This window comes from Carnobacterium sp. ISL-102, assembly GCF_018612935.1.
Taxonomy (GTDB): Bacteria; Bacillota; Bacilli; order Lactobacillales; family Carnobacteriaceae; genus Carnobacterium_B; species Carnobacterium_B alterfunditum.
The window spans coordinates 28,509-46,218 of the sequence record NZ_JAGGRF010000016.1; the positions used below are offsets into that span (position 1 = coordinate 28,509).

Here is a 17,710-nt window from a genome sequence, read left to right on the forward strand (position 1 = left end):
TAAGAGGACAAAGAAGATGGGAATTAAGGATTGTTTGTCCAGTTTGCCTGATAAGTGGATAAACATGCTACGATTGAGCAGTAGTTTGTCTAGATAATCGTTCATGAACATAAGAAAAACAAAAAAGAGTTTGAAAAATGACAAGATCATTTTTCAAACTCTTTTCTGTTAACCGAATAAGGCTTCTGCTTCTTTAGGGAATCGTTTTTTGACAACTTCTTTTAGGATACGATCCGTCAATGTGGTGTTACGAACTAGCAAAGGTCCATGGAAGTATGAGCAATACGTTTGTTTGTAATGAGCACCTTCTGTTTTATCTTCTCCGTTGTTGCCGTGACCCATTTCCACGATACCTAAAGGTTTTACTCCTTCGCCAAGGAAAGTACGGCCATTATGATTTTCAAATCCTTTATACGTTTCGCCAAATTCGTCATTTTTAATGACGATATCGCCAATAAAACGATTGTTGTCTTGATTCAAAGTATAGTGGTTCAAAGCGCCAATACCGTTGATACGATTTCCGGCAGCATCAACATAATAGTGTCCTAACAATTGAAAGCCCCCACAAATACCGACTGTGACACCATCATTTTCAATGTAGTCGATAATGGCCTCTTTTTTAGTTTGGATATCTTTAGAAACGATCCGTTGCTCATAATCCTGTCCGCCACCGAAGAAAACTAAATCATATTTATCCGCATCAAATGGGTCATTTAAACTTATAATTTCGATATTAAAGTGAATACCTCTTTTTTTAGCGCGGTGTTTTAGCATCAATAAGTTGCCATTATCACCATAAGTATTCAATAGATCACCGTAAAGATGACAAACATTTAATTCAATCATCTTACATACCTCCCTCAATATACCCCTGGTTAGCTAACTCTTTACGCAATTGCAAGACCGCGGTATAAGTAGCCAAAACGTATATTTTTTTCGTTGGAGCATTTTTAAAGTTCTTGATTATCTCAGGAATACTTGGAATAACTTGAAGTTCTTCCTCAGGAATCCCAGCTACTTCTAAGCGAGCAGTGATGTCTTCGACACGTTCACCGCCAACAGTCACTTCTTTTACATTAAGGTCTTTAACGATTTCATAATTCGCATCCCAGATCCAGCTAACGTCTGTTCCATCAGCGTAATTTGCGTTTAAAATAGAAACAAGAGAGAACGGTTCTGGATCAAGTTGAATCATTTCTAATACTTGATTCAACCCAACCGGATTTTTCACCAAGTTGATGGTTACTTCTTTGTCTTCGATTTGAATGACTTCTTGACGGCCAAAAACGCGTTTTGATGCAGCAAATCCGGCACGAATTTGATCCGTAGAAACATCTAAAATACGGCCGACACTGTATGCGGCTAAAGCGTTGTAAATATTGTATTGTCCGCCAATCTTAATTTCAAATTCTTCACCATCAATTTCAAAACGAGAAGATTGGTGGTCCATGTGAGACAAGTTGGTTAAACGATAGGTTAGATCTGGACGCTTGAAATCGCAATTCGGACAATAGTATTTTCCGAGATTACTATAAGTTAAAAATTTGTAATGTAAAATATTATTGCACTGTGGGCACAATACGCCATCGGTATTGTAATGAGCTTTCAACTCACCATCTGGAAGATGGTCAAAACCAAAGTAAACACGTTTATTAATAGTCTCTTTAGAATTGAAAATAGGCGCATCACCATTGCTGACGATCAAAGCATTAGGTGCTAAAGCGGCACCATTCAACATCATTTGATAAGTGGTGTAAATTTCGCCGTAACGGTCCATTTGATCACGAAAAACATTTGTAAAGATGATAGCTTTCGGCTTAATGTATTTCGTAACATGGATCAAGCTGGCTTCATCAACTTCAAGAACAGCCGCTTTTTTTTCAGTGTTTTTAGTGTAAGAGTGATGTTCAAGAAAAGTTGAAATAATTCCTTGCAGCATATTTGCTCCAGTGGGATTTGTAATAATTTCAGGATATTTTTGTTTCAAAACTTGATAGGTCAAAGCGGTCGTCAAAGTTTTACCATTTGTTCCAGTAACAATGACTACATCATAATTTCTTGATAAAGTACCTAACACAGTAGGGTCTATTTTTTGTGTTAGCTGACCAGGGTAACTACTTCCACCTTTAAGAAAAGTATGAAGTCCCCATCTAGTTGTTCTTCCTACTGCAATGGCAAATGCACTACGTATACTCAATTGAGGTTCCTCCAATTACTAAAAATACTTTTTTTGCTACTTTAGATATTTTAGCACATATTTCTTGTGAAATTGTTAAAAATTACCTAACTTATCCATTTAAGGGTAAAATCATGATGGAATTTATCTTTTTTCTACTATTTAGTGTGAAAAAATCTTCTATTATAAAGTAGGGAGAGAGGCTTCACTTTTGAACATTTTTAACGTATAATTCATAATGGATTCCTACGAGAGAAAAGAGGAAAAACAATATGGCCCAACTTTTTTTTAAATACGGAGCAATGAACAGTGGAAAGACAATTGAAATTTTAAAAGTAGCCTATAATTATGAAGAACAAAACAAACCGGTAGCAATCATGACAAGCGGTTTAGATGATCGAGATGAGATTGGTTTAGTATCAAGTCGAATCGGGTTAAGACGTGAAGGTATTGCTATATTTGAAGAAACGAATATTTTTGAAACGATAAATGCATTAAAAGCTGTTCCAGCATGTGTACTGGTCGATGAATCGCAATTTCTGACAAAAGAACACGTGCTTCAACTAGCCCGTATTGTAGACGAATTAGAAATCCCAGTAATGGCATTCGGATTGAAAAATGACTTTAAAAATGAATTGTTTGAAGGGTCAGAATATCTATTGCTATACGCAGATAAGATTGAAGAAATGAAAACGATTTGTTGGTATTGTCATAAAAAAGCAATCATGAACATGCGTATGATCGATGGAAAGCCCGTCTACTCAGGTGAACAAATCCAAATAGGGGGCAATGAAAGTTATTTTCCGGTATGCCGCAAACATTACTTCAATCCGCCGTTGCAGGAAGATTTGTAGCGTTCTTGGTGTCGTGAAAGAACTACAGCTAATGACACACTGATGCAATAGGCTTAGAAGAAAAGGAGAATCATTATGTTTGATAGATTAGAAAGCGTTGAAGGACGTTATGAAGAATTAAATGAATTACTGAGTGATCCAGAGGTTGTCACTGATACAAAACGATTGATGAAACTGACTAAAGAAGAAGCCGCTCTTCGTGAGACCGTTGCAACTTATCGCAAATACAAAGAAGTCGGTCAAGCAATTTCTGATACTGAAGAAATGCTAGGTGAAAAATTAGATAACGAAATGGCTGAAATGGCTAAAGAAGAATTAAGTGATTTAAAGAAAGAAAAAACAGAAATCGAAGAAGCGATGAAGGTCTTGATGTTGCCTAAAGATGAAAATGATGACCGCAATATCATCATGGAAATCCGCGGAGCCGCTGGCGGAGATGAAGCTCAATTATTTGCTGGTGATCTATTTAACATGTATCAAAAATATGCTGATGCACAGGGTTGGAAAACCGAAGTCCTAGATGCGAATATTACGGAGATTGGTGGATACAAAGAAATCACCTTAATGGTCACGGGAGAAAATGTTTATTCTAAATTGAAATACGAAAACGGCGCTCACCGTGTTCAACGTGTTCCGTCAACTGAATCGCAAGGGCGTATCCATACGTCAACTGCGACGGTAGTGGTTATGCCTGAAGCTGAAGAAGTAGAATTGCATATGCCGGATCAAGATATTCGGACAGATATTTACCATGCAAGCGGAGCCGGCGGACAGCACGTTAATAAAACAGCTTCTGCCGTTCGATTGACGCATTTACCTACAGGAATTGCTGTGGCGATGCAAGAAGAACGTTCGCAAATCAAGAACCGCGAGAAAGCAATGAAAGTATTGCGTGCCAGAGTGTACGATCATATACGACAAGCAGCTCAAAGTGAGTACGATGCAGAACGCAAATCAGCTATTGGAACGGGAGACCGTTCAGAACGTATTCGTACGTATAATTTCCCACAAAGCCGTGTAACAGATCATCGTATCGGATTAACGATCCAAAAATTAGATCAAATTTTATCTGGTAAATTAGATGAAATCATTGATGCACTGATTTTGAATGATCAAACAGCTAAAATGGAGCAATTGCAACATGCAGAGTAAAACAACCTATAGAGAAGTCCTAAAATGGGCTTCTTCTTTTTTAGAAACGTGTAAAAGAGAATCCACTGCTGCTGAAATTTTATTGAAAGAGCGTCTGAACTGGACCAAAACAGACATCATGATGCATTTAAATGAAGAGATGCCTTCAGATGTGAAACACCAGCTGTTGCAAGATGTGTCGAACCATGGCTCTGGGATGCCTGTGCAACAAATATTGGGATATGGCTGGTTTTACGAGCGCAAATTTAAAGTAACTAAAGACACTTTGATCCCGCGACCGGAAACAGAAGAAATTGTTGATAATTTTTTAAAAGGAACATCTCCAGACCAAAAATTAACGGTTTTGGATATTGGAACTGGATCAGGGATCATCGGGATCACTATCAAAAAAGAACGACCACTTTTTGAAGTGACTGCGACTGATCTATCTTCTAGAGCCTTAGGTGTGGCCCAAGAAAATGCTGCCATATTACAGGCAGAAGTCCGTTTTCTAGCAGGCGACTTAACTCAACCTGTAAAAGGGAAAACATTTGACGTCATTATCTCAAATCCACCATATATTTCAGATGATGAGATCAGCTATATGGATGAGAGCGTCTTACACTATGAACCGCATCTAGCATTATTTGCTGATAATGGTGGATTAGCCATTTATCAAAGATTAGCTGAAGAAACACCGGCTATTTTAAATCCAGGCGGTGAAATTTTCTTGGAAATTGGATTTAAACAAGGGAAAAAAGTTCAAGAAATCTTTCAACAAGCTTTCCCAAAGGCTGAAGTGACCATTGAAAAAGATATGAGTGGAAATGACCGGTTGATTCGCGTTAAAACCAGCTGAAAAGATTCAATACAATTAAATAAGTAAACTAATTTAATTGAAATGAACGGAGGAATAATTGTGGAGACTATTATCTATAGAACTTCAGACGTACTCAAAGCGGCTCTAAAACTGCAACAAGGTGAACTGATTTCTTTCCCCACAGAAACCGTTTATGGATTAGGAGCGGATGCTACAAATGAAGCAGCAGTAAAAAAAGTTTATGCAGCAAAAGGAAGACCGAGTGATAATCCTTTGATCGTACACATTTCGGCAATCGAAGAAGTAGGGCAGTATGTCAAGCAAATGCCTGAAATAGCGGATAAATTGATGGAAACATTTTGGCCGGGGCCGTTGACGTTGATTTTCAAAGTTAAGGAGCAAGCCTTTGCACCCACCGTTACGGCAGGCTTAGATAGCGTAGCGATGCGTATGCCAGATAACGCATTAACCTTACAGCTGATTCGCGAGTCAGGAAAACCACTTGTTGGACCAAGTGCCAATACTTCTGGAAAACCTAGTCCGACAACAGCAGAACATGTTTTCCATGATTTGAAAGGGAAAATAGCCGGTGTGCTGGATGATGGTGAAACAGGGGTAGGGCTAGAATCAACGGTTTTAGATATTACAGATCCGGAGAAACCAACCATTTTGAGACCAGGTGCAACGACAAAAGAAGCCTTGGAACAAGTTATTGGAACCGTTTATGTCGATCAACATTTGATATCAAGTGATGAAGTACCCAAAGCTCCGGGTATGAAATACACCCATTACAGTCCTAACGAACCGGTCGTGATTGTCGCTGGTGATAAAAAGGTATGGGAAAAAGCCATTGAAACTTACAAAAGACAAGGCGAAAAAATTGGACTGTTAGCAAATCAAGATATTTTGCACCAATTTCAAGCAGATGTAACTGCTGTATATTCATTAGGCGAAAATAAAAATATCAATGAAGCTTCAAGATTGTTATACTCAGGACTAAGGTATTTTGAAGCAACACAAGCAACGGTCATTTTAGCCCAAGCTTATACTCAAAATGGCTTAGGAGAAGCGTATATGAATCGGCTTCAAAAGGCAGCAGGCAATCATTTTTTTGAATAACCGCAAAACCAAACAGTTAGGCGGAAAAGTAAATATAACTTAAAACTATTGAAGGATGTGGTCGGTTTATGATGAATAACAAAAATTTTGATAATGAAGTATTTGATGCTATTGAAAAAGAACGCAATCGTCAAGAGCAGAATATTGAATTGATTGCCTCAGAAAATTTTGTGTCTGAAGCAGTACTAGCTGCACAAGGCAGTATTTTAACCAATAAGTACGCAGAAGGCTATCCTGGGAAAAGATATTATGGCGGCTGTGAGTTTGTCGATGTTATTGAAAATTTAGCTATTGAGCGCGCACAAAAACTTTTCGGAGCAGAATATGTAAATGTTCAACCACACTCAGGTTCTGGTGCAAATATGGCAGCTTTCAATGCTCTATTGACACCTGGAGACACCGTATTAGGAATGGATCTAACACATGGCGGACATTTAACACACGGTTCTCCCGTAAACTTCAGTGGTAAAACCTACCATTTTATTTCCTATGGTGTTGATAAAGATACCGAAGAACTAGATTACGAAGTGATCCAGGATCTGGCCAAGCAACATAAACCAAAATTGATTATTGCTGGAGCGAGTGCCTATTCTAGAAAAATAGATTTCGCACGTTTTAGAGCAATAGCAGATGAAGTTGGTGCCTACTTGATGGTCGATATGGCTCACATAGCTGGATTAGTGGCAGCAGGATTGCATCAAAATCCAGTACCTTTTGCAGATATCGTTACGACAACTACGCATAAAACTTTGAGAGGACCACGCGGCGGAATGATTTTGGCTAAAGAAGAATATCGCAAAGCTTTGAATAGTGCTATTTTCCCTGGAATTCAAGGTGGACCATTGGAACACGTTATTGCAGCTAAAGCCGTTGCATTGAAGGAAGCCTCTGCTCCAGATTTTAAAACGTATGCTGCTCAAATCGTGAAAAATGCCAAAGCAATGGAAGCTGTTTTGCATGCATCTAAAGGTCATTTGATAAGTGGTGGAACAGACAATCATTTGTTGTTGTTTGATGTAACAAACTTTGGTCTAAATGGTAAAGAAGCCGAGGTTCTTTTAGACAAAGTAGGAATCACGGTCAATAAAAATACGATCCCATTTGAAACGCTAAGTCCTTTTAAAACAAGCGGTATTCGAATTGGAACACCGGCCATTACAACAAGAGGGTTTGATGAAGTAGATTCTAAAAAAGTAGCAGAATTGATTATTGAAACGTTGATAGCTAATGGAGATAGTGAAAAAATGGAAGCTATTCAAGCACAAGTTCACCAATTGACTGCTGAGCACCCTTTATATGGTCCAAAGATGTAACTAACCTTAAAAAGTAGGGGACTAAGTAGAATAAAAAAACCGCTAAAAAGGTAGCACTAAATGTTAATATCCTTTATAATAGAAATGTTTAAAAAATAATGAAAAATGAGGGCTGAATATAATGTCGAAAGTTCAAGTTATGGATCATCCATTAATCCAACACAAATTAACCATTCTTCGCGATAAGAATACGGGTACAAAAGATTTTAGAGAAGCGGTTAATGAAATTGCGCGTTTGATGGCATTTGAAGTCTCTAGAGATATGCCTTTACAAGATGTAGAAATCGAAACTCCTTTAGTAAAATCCGTTCAAAAAAAATTAGCTGGTAAAAAAGTTGCGATTATTCCAATTCTAAGAGCGGGATTGGGTATGGTCGATGGAATGTTAGATTTAATTCCGGCAGCAAAAGTTGGACACGTAGGAATGTACCGTGACCATGAAACGTTAGAACCGGTAGAGTATTTTGTTAAATTACCTTCAGATATCAATGAACGTCTATTATTAGTTGTTGATCCAATGCTTGCTACTGGTGGATCAGCTATTGCAGCTATTGATTCGTTGAAAAAACGTGGCGCTTCAACTATAAAATTTGTCTGTTTAGTTGCAGCTCCAGAAGGCGTAGCAGCATTAGAGAAGGCTCATCCTGATGTAGATATTTTTACAGCAGCCTTAGATGAACGTTTAGACGAAAATGGCTATATTTTACCGGGTCTGGGAGATGCCGGCGATCGATTATTCGGTACAATGTAATAACAGTAGGAAAATGTATCATTTTTTACTTATAAGTATGAAACAATTAAAATAAGTTGGGACATAACTAGCTGAGAATAAGAAAAAGGGTCTGTTTATCAGGAAACTGATGAATAGACTCTTTTTTGTTCACTATCTATCGATTGTTTGAAAAAGGTGTTGGTGTTTTAAAAGAACTTTCTTCTAGAATAACGTTTTTTGTGTAGAGCCCTAGAACTACCTGAAGCCTAAAAGGAACTCTTCAGACTTTCAAAATTCAAACAAAGCTTAATAACTAATGCTTTGTCATTTGCATGGGGGTACTTTTAGCCCTGTAATTGACGCGATAAGGGTTTGAACTTTAACGATTCGGTATCTTTTACAAGCATGTCTGTCTCTTTTAGCATGAATTTCATCTAATTCCTGTAACTGATCCACCCACACAAAAAAACAGGATTTTTTGTGTGGTGCTTAAGAAGATTAAATGAAACATGACAAAAATAAAGGGTTGTATTTTGCTTTTTTAAAATAGCAATAAAAAAATAGTGATTTGAAGAGAAAAAATTCGATAAAAAAAAGGATATAGTGAAGAAAGTGTCGGATATAGAAAATGATAATTATTGAAGACATAAAAGAGCACCTTGAAATTGTCATTTTAAAAAATGCTGAAAAGGCGAAGATAGAAAAATATAGACAAAACAATTAAATGAAAGGAGCAATCATATAACGTTTTTTTTTGAAAAAAAGGCTAGAAAAACGCTTAACACTAACGATTTATTGAAAACAAGAAATGTTTTTCATTTTCTTTTTGTATTTTAAAACGAATGGTGGTATGATAACAAATGCCAGTGGGAAAAGAGGAATTATTTTAGAAATTAGTCAGTATTTTTTACATTGCTAAATGAATTGAAGTGTTTTTTACTCAAGCCATTTATATAAGAAAGAAAGCTGTTTTATGCTAAAATGAGCACATGAAATTAGTAGAAATAATACTTTTCGCAAGGTGTGTTTTCTAGTTTGCTATTTGCAATTATAGATTTTAATTATGGAAAGAGGTGAACGTTGTGGATCACGAAAATCCAATTGTTACCTTGTTTGGTTTAAGTTTCAATGTCACCAATACGATCGTAACAATATCAGCGTGCGTGATCGTATTCTTGATTGCGTTTATTTGTACGCGAAATTTACAAATAAAGCCAACCGGTAAACAGAATTTTATCGAATGGGTAGTCGATTTTACTGGAGATATTGCTTCAAGTGCGATGTCTAAGCAACAATCAGAAAAATTCAGATTATTAGGTTTTACTGTTTTAACATTTGTATTTGTTTCAAATATGATGGGATTGCCCTTAATGCTGACGATTGATGGCTACCAAATGTGGAAAAGTCCAACGGCTGATCCAGTTATTACGTTGACATTAGCAGCTATGGTAATCGTTATGACACATTATTTTGGGGTACAAGAACAGGGAGTCAAAAACTACTTTATGAATAGTTTTGTTAGGCCGGTTCCTTTCTTATTTCCAATTAAAATATTTGAAGAGTTTACAAATACGTTAACTCTAGCTTTGCGTCTTTATGGAAATATTTATGCAGGAGAAATTTTACTTGGATTGATAGCTTCTCTAGCTCAAAGCCAAGGAGTTCTTACTTGGATCGTTGGTATTCCTTTAGGTATGGCATGGCAAGCATTCTCTATCTTTATCGGAAGTATACAAGCTTTTGTTTTTACAACATTGACAATGGTATACCTTTCTCATAAAGTTGCACATGAAGAGAGCACGGAACATATAAAAGAAGCAGTATAAGTTAAATAAACAAAAACAATACCGTTAATAAAATAATAAAAATATTAAAAGATAAGTACTAGGAGGAAATAGATTATGGGTTTAATAGGAGCAGCAATAGCAGTAGCAGGTGCAGCCATTGGAGCAGCACTAGGTTCAAGTAAGGTTGTAGCAAAAACAATTGAATCAATCGCACGTCAACCAGAAATGAAAGGTCAATTACAAACATTGATGTATATCGGTGTTGGTTTAGTAGAAGCTATTCCAATCATGGCAGTTGTTATCGCCTTTATCTTAGTTTTCCAATAAAAATAATCTTTTTAAAAAATTAACAGGTAGAGAATAAATAATCTCTCTGCCTGTTCTTTTACAGCAACATTGAAGTATAGGTGGAGGAGTGTTTGAAATGGGTAGTCCATTGGTTATAGGACAAATAACAGCTGGAGATTCGATCGTTACCTTGGTCTCATTTTTACTATTAATGCTAGCATTAAAGAAGGTCGCTTGGAAACCTCTAATGGCAATGATGGAAAAACGAGAACAGTTGATTGCAAGAAACATCGATGATGCTGAAGCAAAAAAATTAGATGCAGAACGGTTACTTAAAGAACAACAACAACAATTAGAAGACACACGTAATAACTCAAGTGCAGTAATCGAGAAAGCCAGAGATTCAGCTGATAAAATGGAACGAGAACAATTAGCAACTGCCAAAGTAGAAATCGCCCGATTAAAAGAAGAGGCAAGAAAAGCAATTGAATTAGAAAGAAAGCAAGCGTTATTAAGTGCGCAAAATGATATCAGTCGTTTGTCTCTTGATATTGCTGAAAAATTGATTGGGAAAGAATTATCTAATGAAGGGCATGCTGAATTGATAGAAGAGTATATCGAAAGGTTGGCGAATAGTAATGAAGTTAAATAGAAATATGAATTCTCGCCAGCTTGCGGATGCCTTTTACCAAGATTCAAAAGAAAAAGGGTTGGTTGATGTTTCATTTGACAATATAATGGATGTGCGTCAAGTGCTGGAAGATATCCCTAACTTGGGTACGATTTTAGTAGACCGTCGATTGGATAAATTTAAACGAGACCATATTCTTGCAAACCTAATTAAAGAATTTCCAATAAATACGCAAAGTTTCTTTCATATGCTTTATGATTATGATCGAATTAGCGATATTAGAGATATTGTAAATGAATTTGAAAAAATTTACGATTACAAAAACAGAACGGTAGTTGCTAAGATTTCTACAGCCGTCGAACTTACAGATGAGCAGAAGGCACGCTTGATAGATGTTTTAAAATTAAAATTAGATGCAAAAAAAGTATTGCTACACACTATTGTAGACAAACATGTTCTAGGCGGAGTCATTATAGAAGCTGAAAGTCAAGTTTATGACGGAAGTATTCGTTCTAACTTAGAAACATTAAAGAAACAATTAATTCGATAAAAGAAGTTATGAGGTGAGTTATTCATGGGCGTAAAAGCAGAAGAAATTAGTTCACTAATAAAAAAACAGATTGCAAATTATCAAAGTGAATTAGTAATAGATGAAGTAGGTACAGTTAGTTACGTGGGTGATGGAATTGCCCGTGCTTATGGATTAGAAAATGCAATGGCAGGAGAACTATTAGAATTTTCGAATGGTATTTTTGGTATGGCACAAAATTTAGAAGTAAATGACGTAGGGATCATTATTTTAGGAGAGTTTACCGGCATTCGTGAAGGCGACATTGTTAAACGTACTGGTCAAATCATGCAAGTACCAGTTGGTGAAGCAATGATTGGCCGAGTAGTCAATCCTCTAGGACAGCCAATTGATGGTCTGGGAGAAATATTAACGACTAAAACTCGTCCAATAGAAGCTGAAGCTCCAGGTGTTATGGATCGTCATTCGGTCAATGAACCTTTACAAACAGGAATCAAGGCCATTGATGCTTTAGTGCCAATTGGACGTGGACAACGAGAATTGGTCATTGGTGACCGTAAAACAGGGAAAACCAGCTTAGCTATCGATACGATTTTAAATCAAAAAGGTCAAGATACGATCTGTATCTATGTGGCAATTGGACAAAAAGAATCAACGGTACGTAACCAAGTAGAAATATTGAAAAAACATGGTGCGATGGATTATACGATCGTGATGACAGCAAGTGCTTCTCAACCTGCTCCATTGCTTTATATCGCTCCATATGCAGGTTCTGCTATTGGAGAAGAATTTATGTACGATGGCAAACATGTGTTGATCATTTTTGATGATTTAACTAAACAAGCCGCAGCTTACCGTGAACTGTCGCTCTTACTGCGTCGTCCACCAGGTCGTGAAGCTTATCCTGGAGATGTCTTTTACTTGCATTCACGTCTATTAGAACGTGCTGCAAAACTGAATGATAAATTAGGTGGCGGTTCAATGACTGCTATTCCGTTTGTTGAAACTCAAGCAGGGGATATTTCTGCTTACATTCCTACAAATGTTATTTCAATCACGGACGGACAAATTTTCTTGGAAAGCGACTTATTTTATTCTGGTATTCGACCAGCTATCGCAGCGGGGCTATCCGTTTCCCGTGTAGGTGGAGCAGCTCAAATCAAAGCAATGAAAAAAGTTTCCGGAACATTGCGTTTAGATTTAGCAAGTTTCCGCGAATTAGAAGCCTTTACTCAATTTGGATCAGATTTAGATGCAGCTACGCAAGCAAAATTGAATCGTGGCCATCGAACAGTAGAAATTTTAAAACAAGGATTACATCAAACGATAAGTGTCGAAAAGCAAGTCATCATTTTGTATGCTCTAACACACAGTTTCCTAGATTCAGTACCAGTCAGTGAATTGGGCCGATTTGAAGATGAATTGTATGATTTCTTAGATAATCAACATGCTGAAATTTTAGCTGAAATCGTTGAAACTAAAGATTTGCCAAGAACAGAAAAATTGGATGCTGTTATCAATGAATTCATTACTAATTTTTTCACTAATTATATTGACTCTTCAACTGATACAAACAGTATACAAACCAATTAAAGGCGGTGAATAAGAATGGCAGCCTCTTTAAATGAAATCACAAAGAAGATAACTTCAACAAAAAAAACTAGTCAGATCACGAATGCCATGCAAATGGTATCAGGTGCGAAATTATCTAAAGCTGAAGATACAGCTGCTGGATTTCAAATTTATTCGCAAAAAGTAAGAGAAATCGTTACTCATTTAGCACACAATCAACTTTCTTTGATTGAAAATGAAATGTTTGGGACGAATTCGCCTTCAAATATCGACTTCCATGATATGTTGGTTGAACGTCCAATCAAAAAGACTGGATACATCGTTATCAGTTCGGATAAAGGACTGGCTGGCGGATACAATAGTTCAGTAATCAAATCAACGGTAGATATGATCACCAGAGATCATGGTTCGCCAGATGAATATGTCTTTATGGCTGTTGGTTCAACAGCGGCTGACTTCTTTAAAGCTAGAGGAATGAATGTTGCTTACGAGTTGAATGATATCAGTGATCAGCCTTCTTTTGAAGAAGTGCGTACGATCGCCAGAACAGCTACTGAAATGTATAAAAATGAAGTTTTTGATGAATTGTATGTTTGTTACAATCATCATGTGAATACGATCATGTTCCAATATCGCGCAGAAAAAATGTTGCCGCTATCCGATTTAGATGCAACTGAAATGAAAGAGTATGAACAAGATTACATCTATGAACCTTCCAAAGAGGAGATTTTAGATATTGTATTGCCACAATATGCTGAAAGTTTGATATACGGGGCTATTTTAGATGCTAAGGCTGCTGAACATGCAGCGCGTATGACAGCTATGAAAGGCGCAACAGATAACGCTAAAAATATTATTGATGATCTAACGATTGTATATAATCGAGCTCGTCAAGCCGCTATAACAGAAGAAATCACAGAAATCATTAGTGGTGCTTCAGCGGCTAAGTAAGTGAATGGAGGAAAATGAATGAGTATTGGTCATATTGTTCAAGTTATAGGACCTGTTGTGGATGTAGAATTTCCCATAAACGATACTATGCCTGAAATCAATAATGCTCTCATTGTTGAAAAAAATAAGAGTACGAATGAAACAGTTGTCTTAGAGACAGCATTACTATTAGGAAATGGCGTCATTAGAACAATTGCGATGGAGTCAACGGATGGATTGCAACGTGGTATGAATGTTATTGATACTGAAAAATCGATTTCTGTTCCAGTAGGTGAAGAAACATTAGGACGTATGTTTAACGTTTTAGGCGAAACAATCGATGAGAAAGAACCATTTCCAGTGGATACAAAACGTCATCCAATTCACCGCAGTGCTCCTGCATTCGATGAATTAAGCAGCAATACAGCGATTCTTGAAACCGGAATAAAAGTTATTGATTTATTAGCTCCTTATTTAAAAGGTGGTAAAATCGGTTTGTTTGGCGGAGCTGGTGTAGGAAAAACCGTTTTGATCCAAGAATTGATCCATAATATTGCTGAAGAGCATGGTGGGATCTCTGTCTTTACTGGTGTAGGTGAACGGACTCGTGAGGGTAATGACTTGTACTTTGAAATGCAAGAATCCGGAGTAATCAAACGGACTGCGATGGTTTTTGGTCAAATGAATGAGCCACCTGGTGCTAGAATGCGTGTGGCATTAACAGGATTAACGATTGCAGAATATTTTAGAGATGATGTAGGGCAAGATGTATTGCTGTTTATCGACAATATTTTCCGGTTTACACAAGCGGGATCAGAAGTATCAGCATTGCTTGGTCGTATGCCATCAGCTGTTGGGTATCAACCAACTTTAGCAACTGAAATGGGACAATTACAAGAACGAATCACTTCAACCAGCAAAGGATCAATCACTTCTATCCAAGCAATTTACGTACCAGCGGATGACTATACTGACCCAGCGCCAGCAACTGTTTTCGCCCATTTGGATGCAACAACCAACTTGGAACGTAAATTAACGGAACAAGGTATTTATCCTGCTGTAGATCCTTTAGCGTCAACATCTAGTGCGTTGTCTCCTGAAATTGTCGGAGAAGAACATTATAAAGTAGCAATAGAAGTACAACAGATCTTACAACGGTACCGTGAATTGCAAGATATTATTGCTATTCTAGGAATGGACGAATTGTCATCAGATGAAAAAATCGTCGTATCTAGAGCTAGACGTATCCAATTTTTCTTATCGCAAAACTTCCATGTAGCTGAGGCTTTTACGGGTCTGCCAGGGTCTTTTGTACCTGTGGAAGAAACCGTACGCGGCTTTAAGGAAATTATTGATGGCCGTTACGACCATTTGCCTGAAGATGCTTTCCGTAATGTAGGAAGAATTGATGAAGTTGTTGCTAAAGCTCAATCAATGGGATACTAGGAGGTGAAAATAGATGAGTGAAATGCAAGTGAATATTGTTACGCCTGCTGGAATCGTCTACAATCACCAAGCGACAAGAGTGATTGCTAAAGCGGTAGATGGAGAAATTGGTATTTTGCCAGAACATATCCCCATTATCGTTCCTTTAACGATCCATTCCGTTCGAGTACAACGTGTTTCAATCGATACAGAAGATTGGATCGCTGTAAACGGAGGAGTTATGGAAGTTAGAGATAATGTTTGTTCTATCATCGCAGATAGTGCTGAGCGTGCAAGAGATATCGACATCGAACGAGCTATGATTGCTAAGCAACGAGCAGAAGAAGAATTGCGAAAATCAGAAGCTATTGAAAATAAGAGTCATTCGAAACGTGCAGAAATCTCTTTGAGAAAAGCTGTGAATCGAATTTCGGTTTCTAAACATAAAAGAGTTTGATCTATAAGTTGAAATAAAACGGCTAGTCTGTTTTTATTTCAACTTTTTTTTATACAAAATAAAAATTAGTACTATTAGTACTATAAGTAAAGTTATATTACAAATTGAAGACAATTTAAAGGTTATTCAACTTTTTTTATGTTAATATTATAGTAAATTAGAAGGGAAGAGAAATAAAAAATATGAACTTTCTAGGCATGCAATCTTTAGTTACAATTGTTTCTCATATGTTTTTTATTTTACTCTCTTTTTGGGCACTAAAAGGAATAAGAATAGAAAAATTTATTAAAAAAAATAATATTGGTCAAGCACGTGTCTTGTATTTGTTTATAGCCATCACTGTAGGCTATACAGTGAGTACTTTTTTTATCGGCCTGATCCTAAATTCTCAAAATCTTATTTTTTTGTTTTATTAAGAATTGAATAAGTTTGTTACAAAGCATTCGTTAAATTTGTACGTTAACCTGGCTTCGTGCTATAATATTAAATGTTGTCTTGTACCGTTTACTTCACACCGTTGTGATAAAGACAATGAAAATTTTGGAGGGATACTACAATATGGAAAAAATTATCGTTCGAGGTGGAAAACACCTAACTGGAACAGTTAAAGTAGAAGGGGCAAAAAATGCCGTATTACCTATTTTAGCAGCCACTATATTAGCAAGTAAGGGACAAACTAAATTAACTAATGTTCCAATATTGTCTGATGTGTTCTCTATCAATGAAGTTTTAAGCCACTTGAATTTAACTGTTGACTTTGATCAATCTAAAAAAGAAATCAACCTAGATGCTACTAAAGGACTCCACTTTGAAGCTCCTTTTGAATATGTGAGTAAAATGCGGGCATCTATCGTCGTATTGGGACCTCTGTTAGCTCGTTTGGGACATGCAAAAGTTGCTCTTCCAGGAGGTTGTGCAATTGGAACACGTCCGATAGATCTACATTTAAAAGGATTTGAAGCGATGGGTGCGGAAATCCATATCGAAAATGGATATATTGAAGCATTTGCTGAGCAATTAAAAGGAGCTCACATCTACTTAGATTTTCCAAGTGTTGGGGCGACACAAAATATCATGATGGCTGCCACACTAGCTGAAGGAACAACTACAATCGAAAACGTTGCTCGTGAACCTGAAATCGTTGACTTAGCAAACTTTTTAAATCGTATGGGAGCTAAAGTTATTGGTGCTGGTACAGAAAGTATCCGTATTGAGGGTGTAACCGAGTTAATAGGTGTAGAACATAGTATTATACCAGATCGTATTGAAGCCGGTACATTTATGGTCGCAGCAGCAGTGACTCAAGGCGATATTTTTATTGAAGATGCTGTTTTTGAACACAATAAACCTTTAATTTCGAAATTGAAAGAAATGGGTGTTGAATTCGAAGATAAAGGTAACGGAATGCGTGTCATTGGGCCTAAAAAATTAAAAGCAACGCATGTAAAAACAATGCCTCATCCTGGTTTTCCAACAGACATGCAATCTCAAATGACGATAGCTCAAGTTTTTGCTGAAGGTACAAGTACAATGAAAGAAACCGTATTTGAAAACCGTTATATGCATATGGAAGAATTGAGTCGCATGAATGCTAAGTTTAAAGTTGAAGGACAAACGCTAGTTGTTTATGGACCAACAGAATTACAAGGTGCTGAAGTTGCAGCAACAGATCTCAGAGCAGCAGCAGCTTTGATCATAGCTGGTTTAGTTTCAAAAGGGTACACAAGAGTGACCCATTTAGAAAACTTGGATCGCGGCTATTATGAATTTCATAAAAAATTACAAGCGTTAGGCGCAGATATTGAACGAATTGAAGAATCAGTACAAAGCACGTTGAAAGAAGCAGAACTTGAAGGTTTGTTTTCTTAAAAAAGTGTTTCTAATGAATGTATGGTAACCAAGTCTTATAGAGATGGCACTTAAAAAGTGACTCTTTATAAGGCCTATTTTTTTGTATTCCTACATT

18 protein-coding genes are annotated in these 17,710 nt (G+C 36.9%); 16 read left to right on the plus strand and 2 right to left on the minus strand.

What is annotated here, in order from left to right; genetic code table 11:
- Positions 1-168: 168 nt before the first annotated feature.
- Positions 169-846 (minus strand): type 1 glutamine amidotransferase, encoded by a 678-nt coding sequence (locus tag J7E16_RS07700; protein ID WP_214890596.1) that lies wholly within the window; start codon positions 844-846, stop codon positions 169-171.
- Position 847: 1 nt separating this feature from the next.
- Positions 848-2,197, minus strand: coding sequence for a Mur ligase family protein (locus J7E16_RS07705; protein ID WP_214890598.1), 1,350 nt, complete (start codon positions 2,195-2,197; stop codon positions 848-850).
- 251 nt (positions 2,198-2,448) lie between these two features.
- Here J7E16_RS07705 and J7E16_RS07710 point away from each other — a divergent pair, with 251 nt between their 5' ends.
- From J7E16_RS07710 to murA, 16 genes are all read left to right on the plus strand, one after another.
- Positions 2,449-3,030, plus strand: a complete 582-nt coding sequence (locus J7E16_RS07710) for a thymidine kinase (RefSeq protein WP_214890601.1) — start codon at positions 2,449-2,451, stop codon at positions 3,028-3,030.
- 75 nt (positions 3,031-3,105) lie between these two features.
- Positions 3,106-4,182, plus strand: a complete 1,077-nt coding sequence (prfA, locus tag J7E16_RS07715; protein WP_214890604.1) for a peptide chain release factor 1 — start codon at positions 3,106-3,108, stop codon at positions 4,180-4,182.
- Complete coding sequence (prmC, locus tag J7E16_RS07720; protein WP_214890606.1) at positions 4,172-5,020, plus strand: peptide chain release factor N(5)-glutamine methyltransferase; 849 nt, start codon at positions 4,172-4,174, stop codon at positions 5,018-5,020. The genes prfA and prmC overlap by 11 nt, the downstream gene beginning before the upstream one ends.
- 60 nt (positions 5,021-5,080) lie before the next feature.
- A complete protein-coding gene (locus tag J7E16_RS07725; protein ID WP_502756796.1) occupies positions 5,081-6,100 on the plus strand; it encodes an L-threonylcarbamoyladenylate synthase in 1,020 nt (339 codons plus the stop codon).
- 71 nt (positions 6,101-6,171) lie between these two features.
- Positions 6,172-7,413 carry a serine hydroxymethyltransferase gene (gene glyA / locus J7E16_RS07730; protein ID WP_285439388.1) on the plus strand — a complete coding sequence of 414 codons (1,242 nt, stop codon included), beginning with the start codon at positions 6,172-6,174 and terminating at the stop codon, positions 7,411-7,413.
- Positions 7,414-7,534: 121 nt separating this feature from the next.
- Entirely contained in the window at positions 7,535-8,164 is a 630-nt protein-coding gene (gene upp / locus J7E16_RS07735; RefSeq protein WP_214890612.1) for a uracil phosphoribosyltransferase, read from the plus strand.
- 1,043 nt (positions 8,165-9,207) lie between these two features.
- Positions 9,208-9,951 (plus strand): F0F1 ATP synthase subunit A, encoded by a 744-nt coding sequence (gene atpB / locus J7E16_RS07740; RefSeq protein WP_214890614.1) that lies wholly within the window; start codon positions 9,208-9,210, stop codon positions 9,949-9,951.
- Between the two features lie 75 nt (positions 9,952-10,026).
- Positions 10,027-10,239, plus strand: a complete 213-nt coding sequence (gene atpE, locus J7E16_RS07745) for a F0F1 ATP synthase subunit C (RefSeq protein WP_007720713.1) — start codon at positions 10,027-10,029, stop codon at positions 10,237-10,239.
- A 97-nt stretch (positions 10,240-10,336) separates the two neighbouring features.
- The gene (atpF, locus tag J7E16_RS07750) at positions 10,337-10,852 is read left to right on the plus strand and encodes a F0F1 ATP synthase subunit B (protein WP_214890615.1); all 516 of its coding nucleotides are present in this window, start codon (positions 10,337-10,339) and stop codon (positions 10,850-10,852) included.
- Positions 10,839-11,381 carry an ATP synthase F1 subunit delta gene (gene atpH, locus J7E16_RS07755; RefSeq protein ID WP_214890617.1) on the plus strand — a complete coding sequence of 181 codons (543 nt, stop codon included), beginning with the start codon at positions 10,839-10,841 and terminating at the stop codon, positions 11,379-11,381. Before atpF ends, atpH begins: the two co-directional genes overlap by 14 nt.
- A gap of 24 nt (positions 11,382-11,405) precedes the next feature.
- Entirely contained in the window at positions 11,406-12,953 is a 1,548-nt protein-coding gene (gene atpA / locus J7E16_RS07760) for a F0F1 ATP synthase subunit alpha (protein WP_214890620.1), read from the plus strand.
- Positions 12,954-12,968: 15 nt separating this feature from the next.
- On the plus strand, positions 12,969-13,883 hold the full coding sequence (locus J7E16_RS07765) for a F0F1 ATP synthase subunit gamma (protein ID WP_214890623.1): 915 nt from the start codon (positions 12,969-12,971) through the stop codon (positions 13,881-13,883).
- Between the two features lie 18 nt (positions 13,884-13,901).
- Positions 13,902-15,308 carry a F0F1 ATP synthase subunit beta gene (gene atpD, locus J7E16_RS07770; RefSeq protein WP_214890625.1) on the plus strand — a complete coding sequence of 469 codons (1,407 nt, stop codon included), beginning with the start codon at positions 13,902-13,904 and terminating at the stop codon, positions 15,306-15,308.
- A 13-nt stretch (positions 15,309-15,321) separates the two neighbouring features.
- Complete coding sequence (locus J7E16_RS07775) at positions 15,322-15,744, plus strand: F0F1 ATP synthase subunit epsilon (RefSeq protein WP_214890627.1); 423 nt, start codon at positions 15,322-15,324, stop codon at positions 15,742-15,744.
- Positions 15,745-15,941: 197 nt separating this feature from the next.
- On the plus strand, positions 15,942-16,160 hold the full coding sequence (locus J7E16_RS07780) for a DUF1146 family protein (RefSeq protein WP_285439389.1): 219 nt from the start codon (positions 15,942-15,944) through the stop codon (positions 16,158-16,160).
- 142 nt (positions 16,161-16,302) lie between these two features.
- Positions 16,303-17,613 (plus strand): UDP-N-acetylglucosamine 1-carboxyvinyltransferase, encoded by a 1,311-nt coding sequence (gene murA, locus J7E16_RS07785; RefSeq protein WP_214890633.1) that lies wholly within the window; start codon positions 16,303-16,305, stop codon positions 17,611-17,613.
- Positions 17,614-17,710: the final 97 nt, after the last annotated feature.

Coding starts and splice junctions, on each gene's coding strand:
- J7E16_RS07775 (WP_214890627.1), top strand. CDS start 15,322: ATGAGTGAAATGCAAGTGAATATTGTTACGCCTGCTGGAATCGTCTAC.
- J7E16_RS07780 (WP_285439389.1), top strand. CDS start 15,942: ATGCAATCTTTAGTTACAATTGTTTCTCATATGTTTTTTATTTTACTC.
- glyA (WP_285439388.1), top strand. CDS start 6,172: ATGAATAACAAAAATTTTGATAATGAAGTATTTGATGCTATTGAAAAA.
- murA (WP_214890633.1), top strand. CDS start 16,303: ATGGAAAAAATTATCGTTCGAGGTGGAAAACACCTAACTGGAACAGTT.
- J7E16_RS07710 (WP_214890601.1), top strand. CDS start 2,449: ATGGCCCAACTTTTTTTTAAATACGGAGCAATGAACAGTGGAAAGACA.
- atpH (WP_214890617.1), top strand. CDS start 10,839: ATGAAGTTAAATAGAAATATGAATTCTCGCCAGCTTGCGGATGCCTTT.
- atpA (WP_214890620.1), top strand. CDS start 11,406: ATGGGCGTAAAAGCAGAAGAAATTAGTTCACTAATAAAAAAACAGATT.
- J7E16_RS07765 (WP_214890623.1), top strand. CDS start 12,969: ATGGCAGCCTCTTTAAATGAAATCACAAAGAAGATAACTTCAACAAAA.
- prfA (WP_214890604.1), top strand. CDS start 3,106: ATGTTTGATAGATTAGAAAGCGTTGAAGGACGTTATGAAGAATTAAAT.
- atpE (WP_007720713.1), top strand. CDS start 10,027: ATGGGTTTAATAGGAGCAGCAATAGCAGTAGCAGGTGCAGCCATTGGA.
- J7E16_RS07700 (WP_214890596.1), bottom strand. CDS start 846: ATGATTGAATTAAATGTTTGTCATCTTTACGGTGATCTATTGAATACT.
- prmC (WP_214890606.1), top strand. CDS start 4,172: ATGCAGAGTAAAACAACCTATAGAGAAGTCCTAAAATGGGCTTCTTCT.
- atpF (WP_214890615.1), top strand. CDS start 10,337: ATGGGTAGTCCATTGGTTATAGGACAAATAACAGCTGGAGATTCGATC.
- atpD (WP_214890625.1), top strand. CDS start 13,902: ATGAGTATTGGTCATATTGTTCAAGTTATAGGACCTGTTGTGGATGTA.
- upp (WP_214890612.1), top strand. CDS start 7,535: ATGTCGAAAGTTCAAGTTATGGATCATCCATTAATCCAACACAAATTA.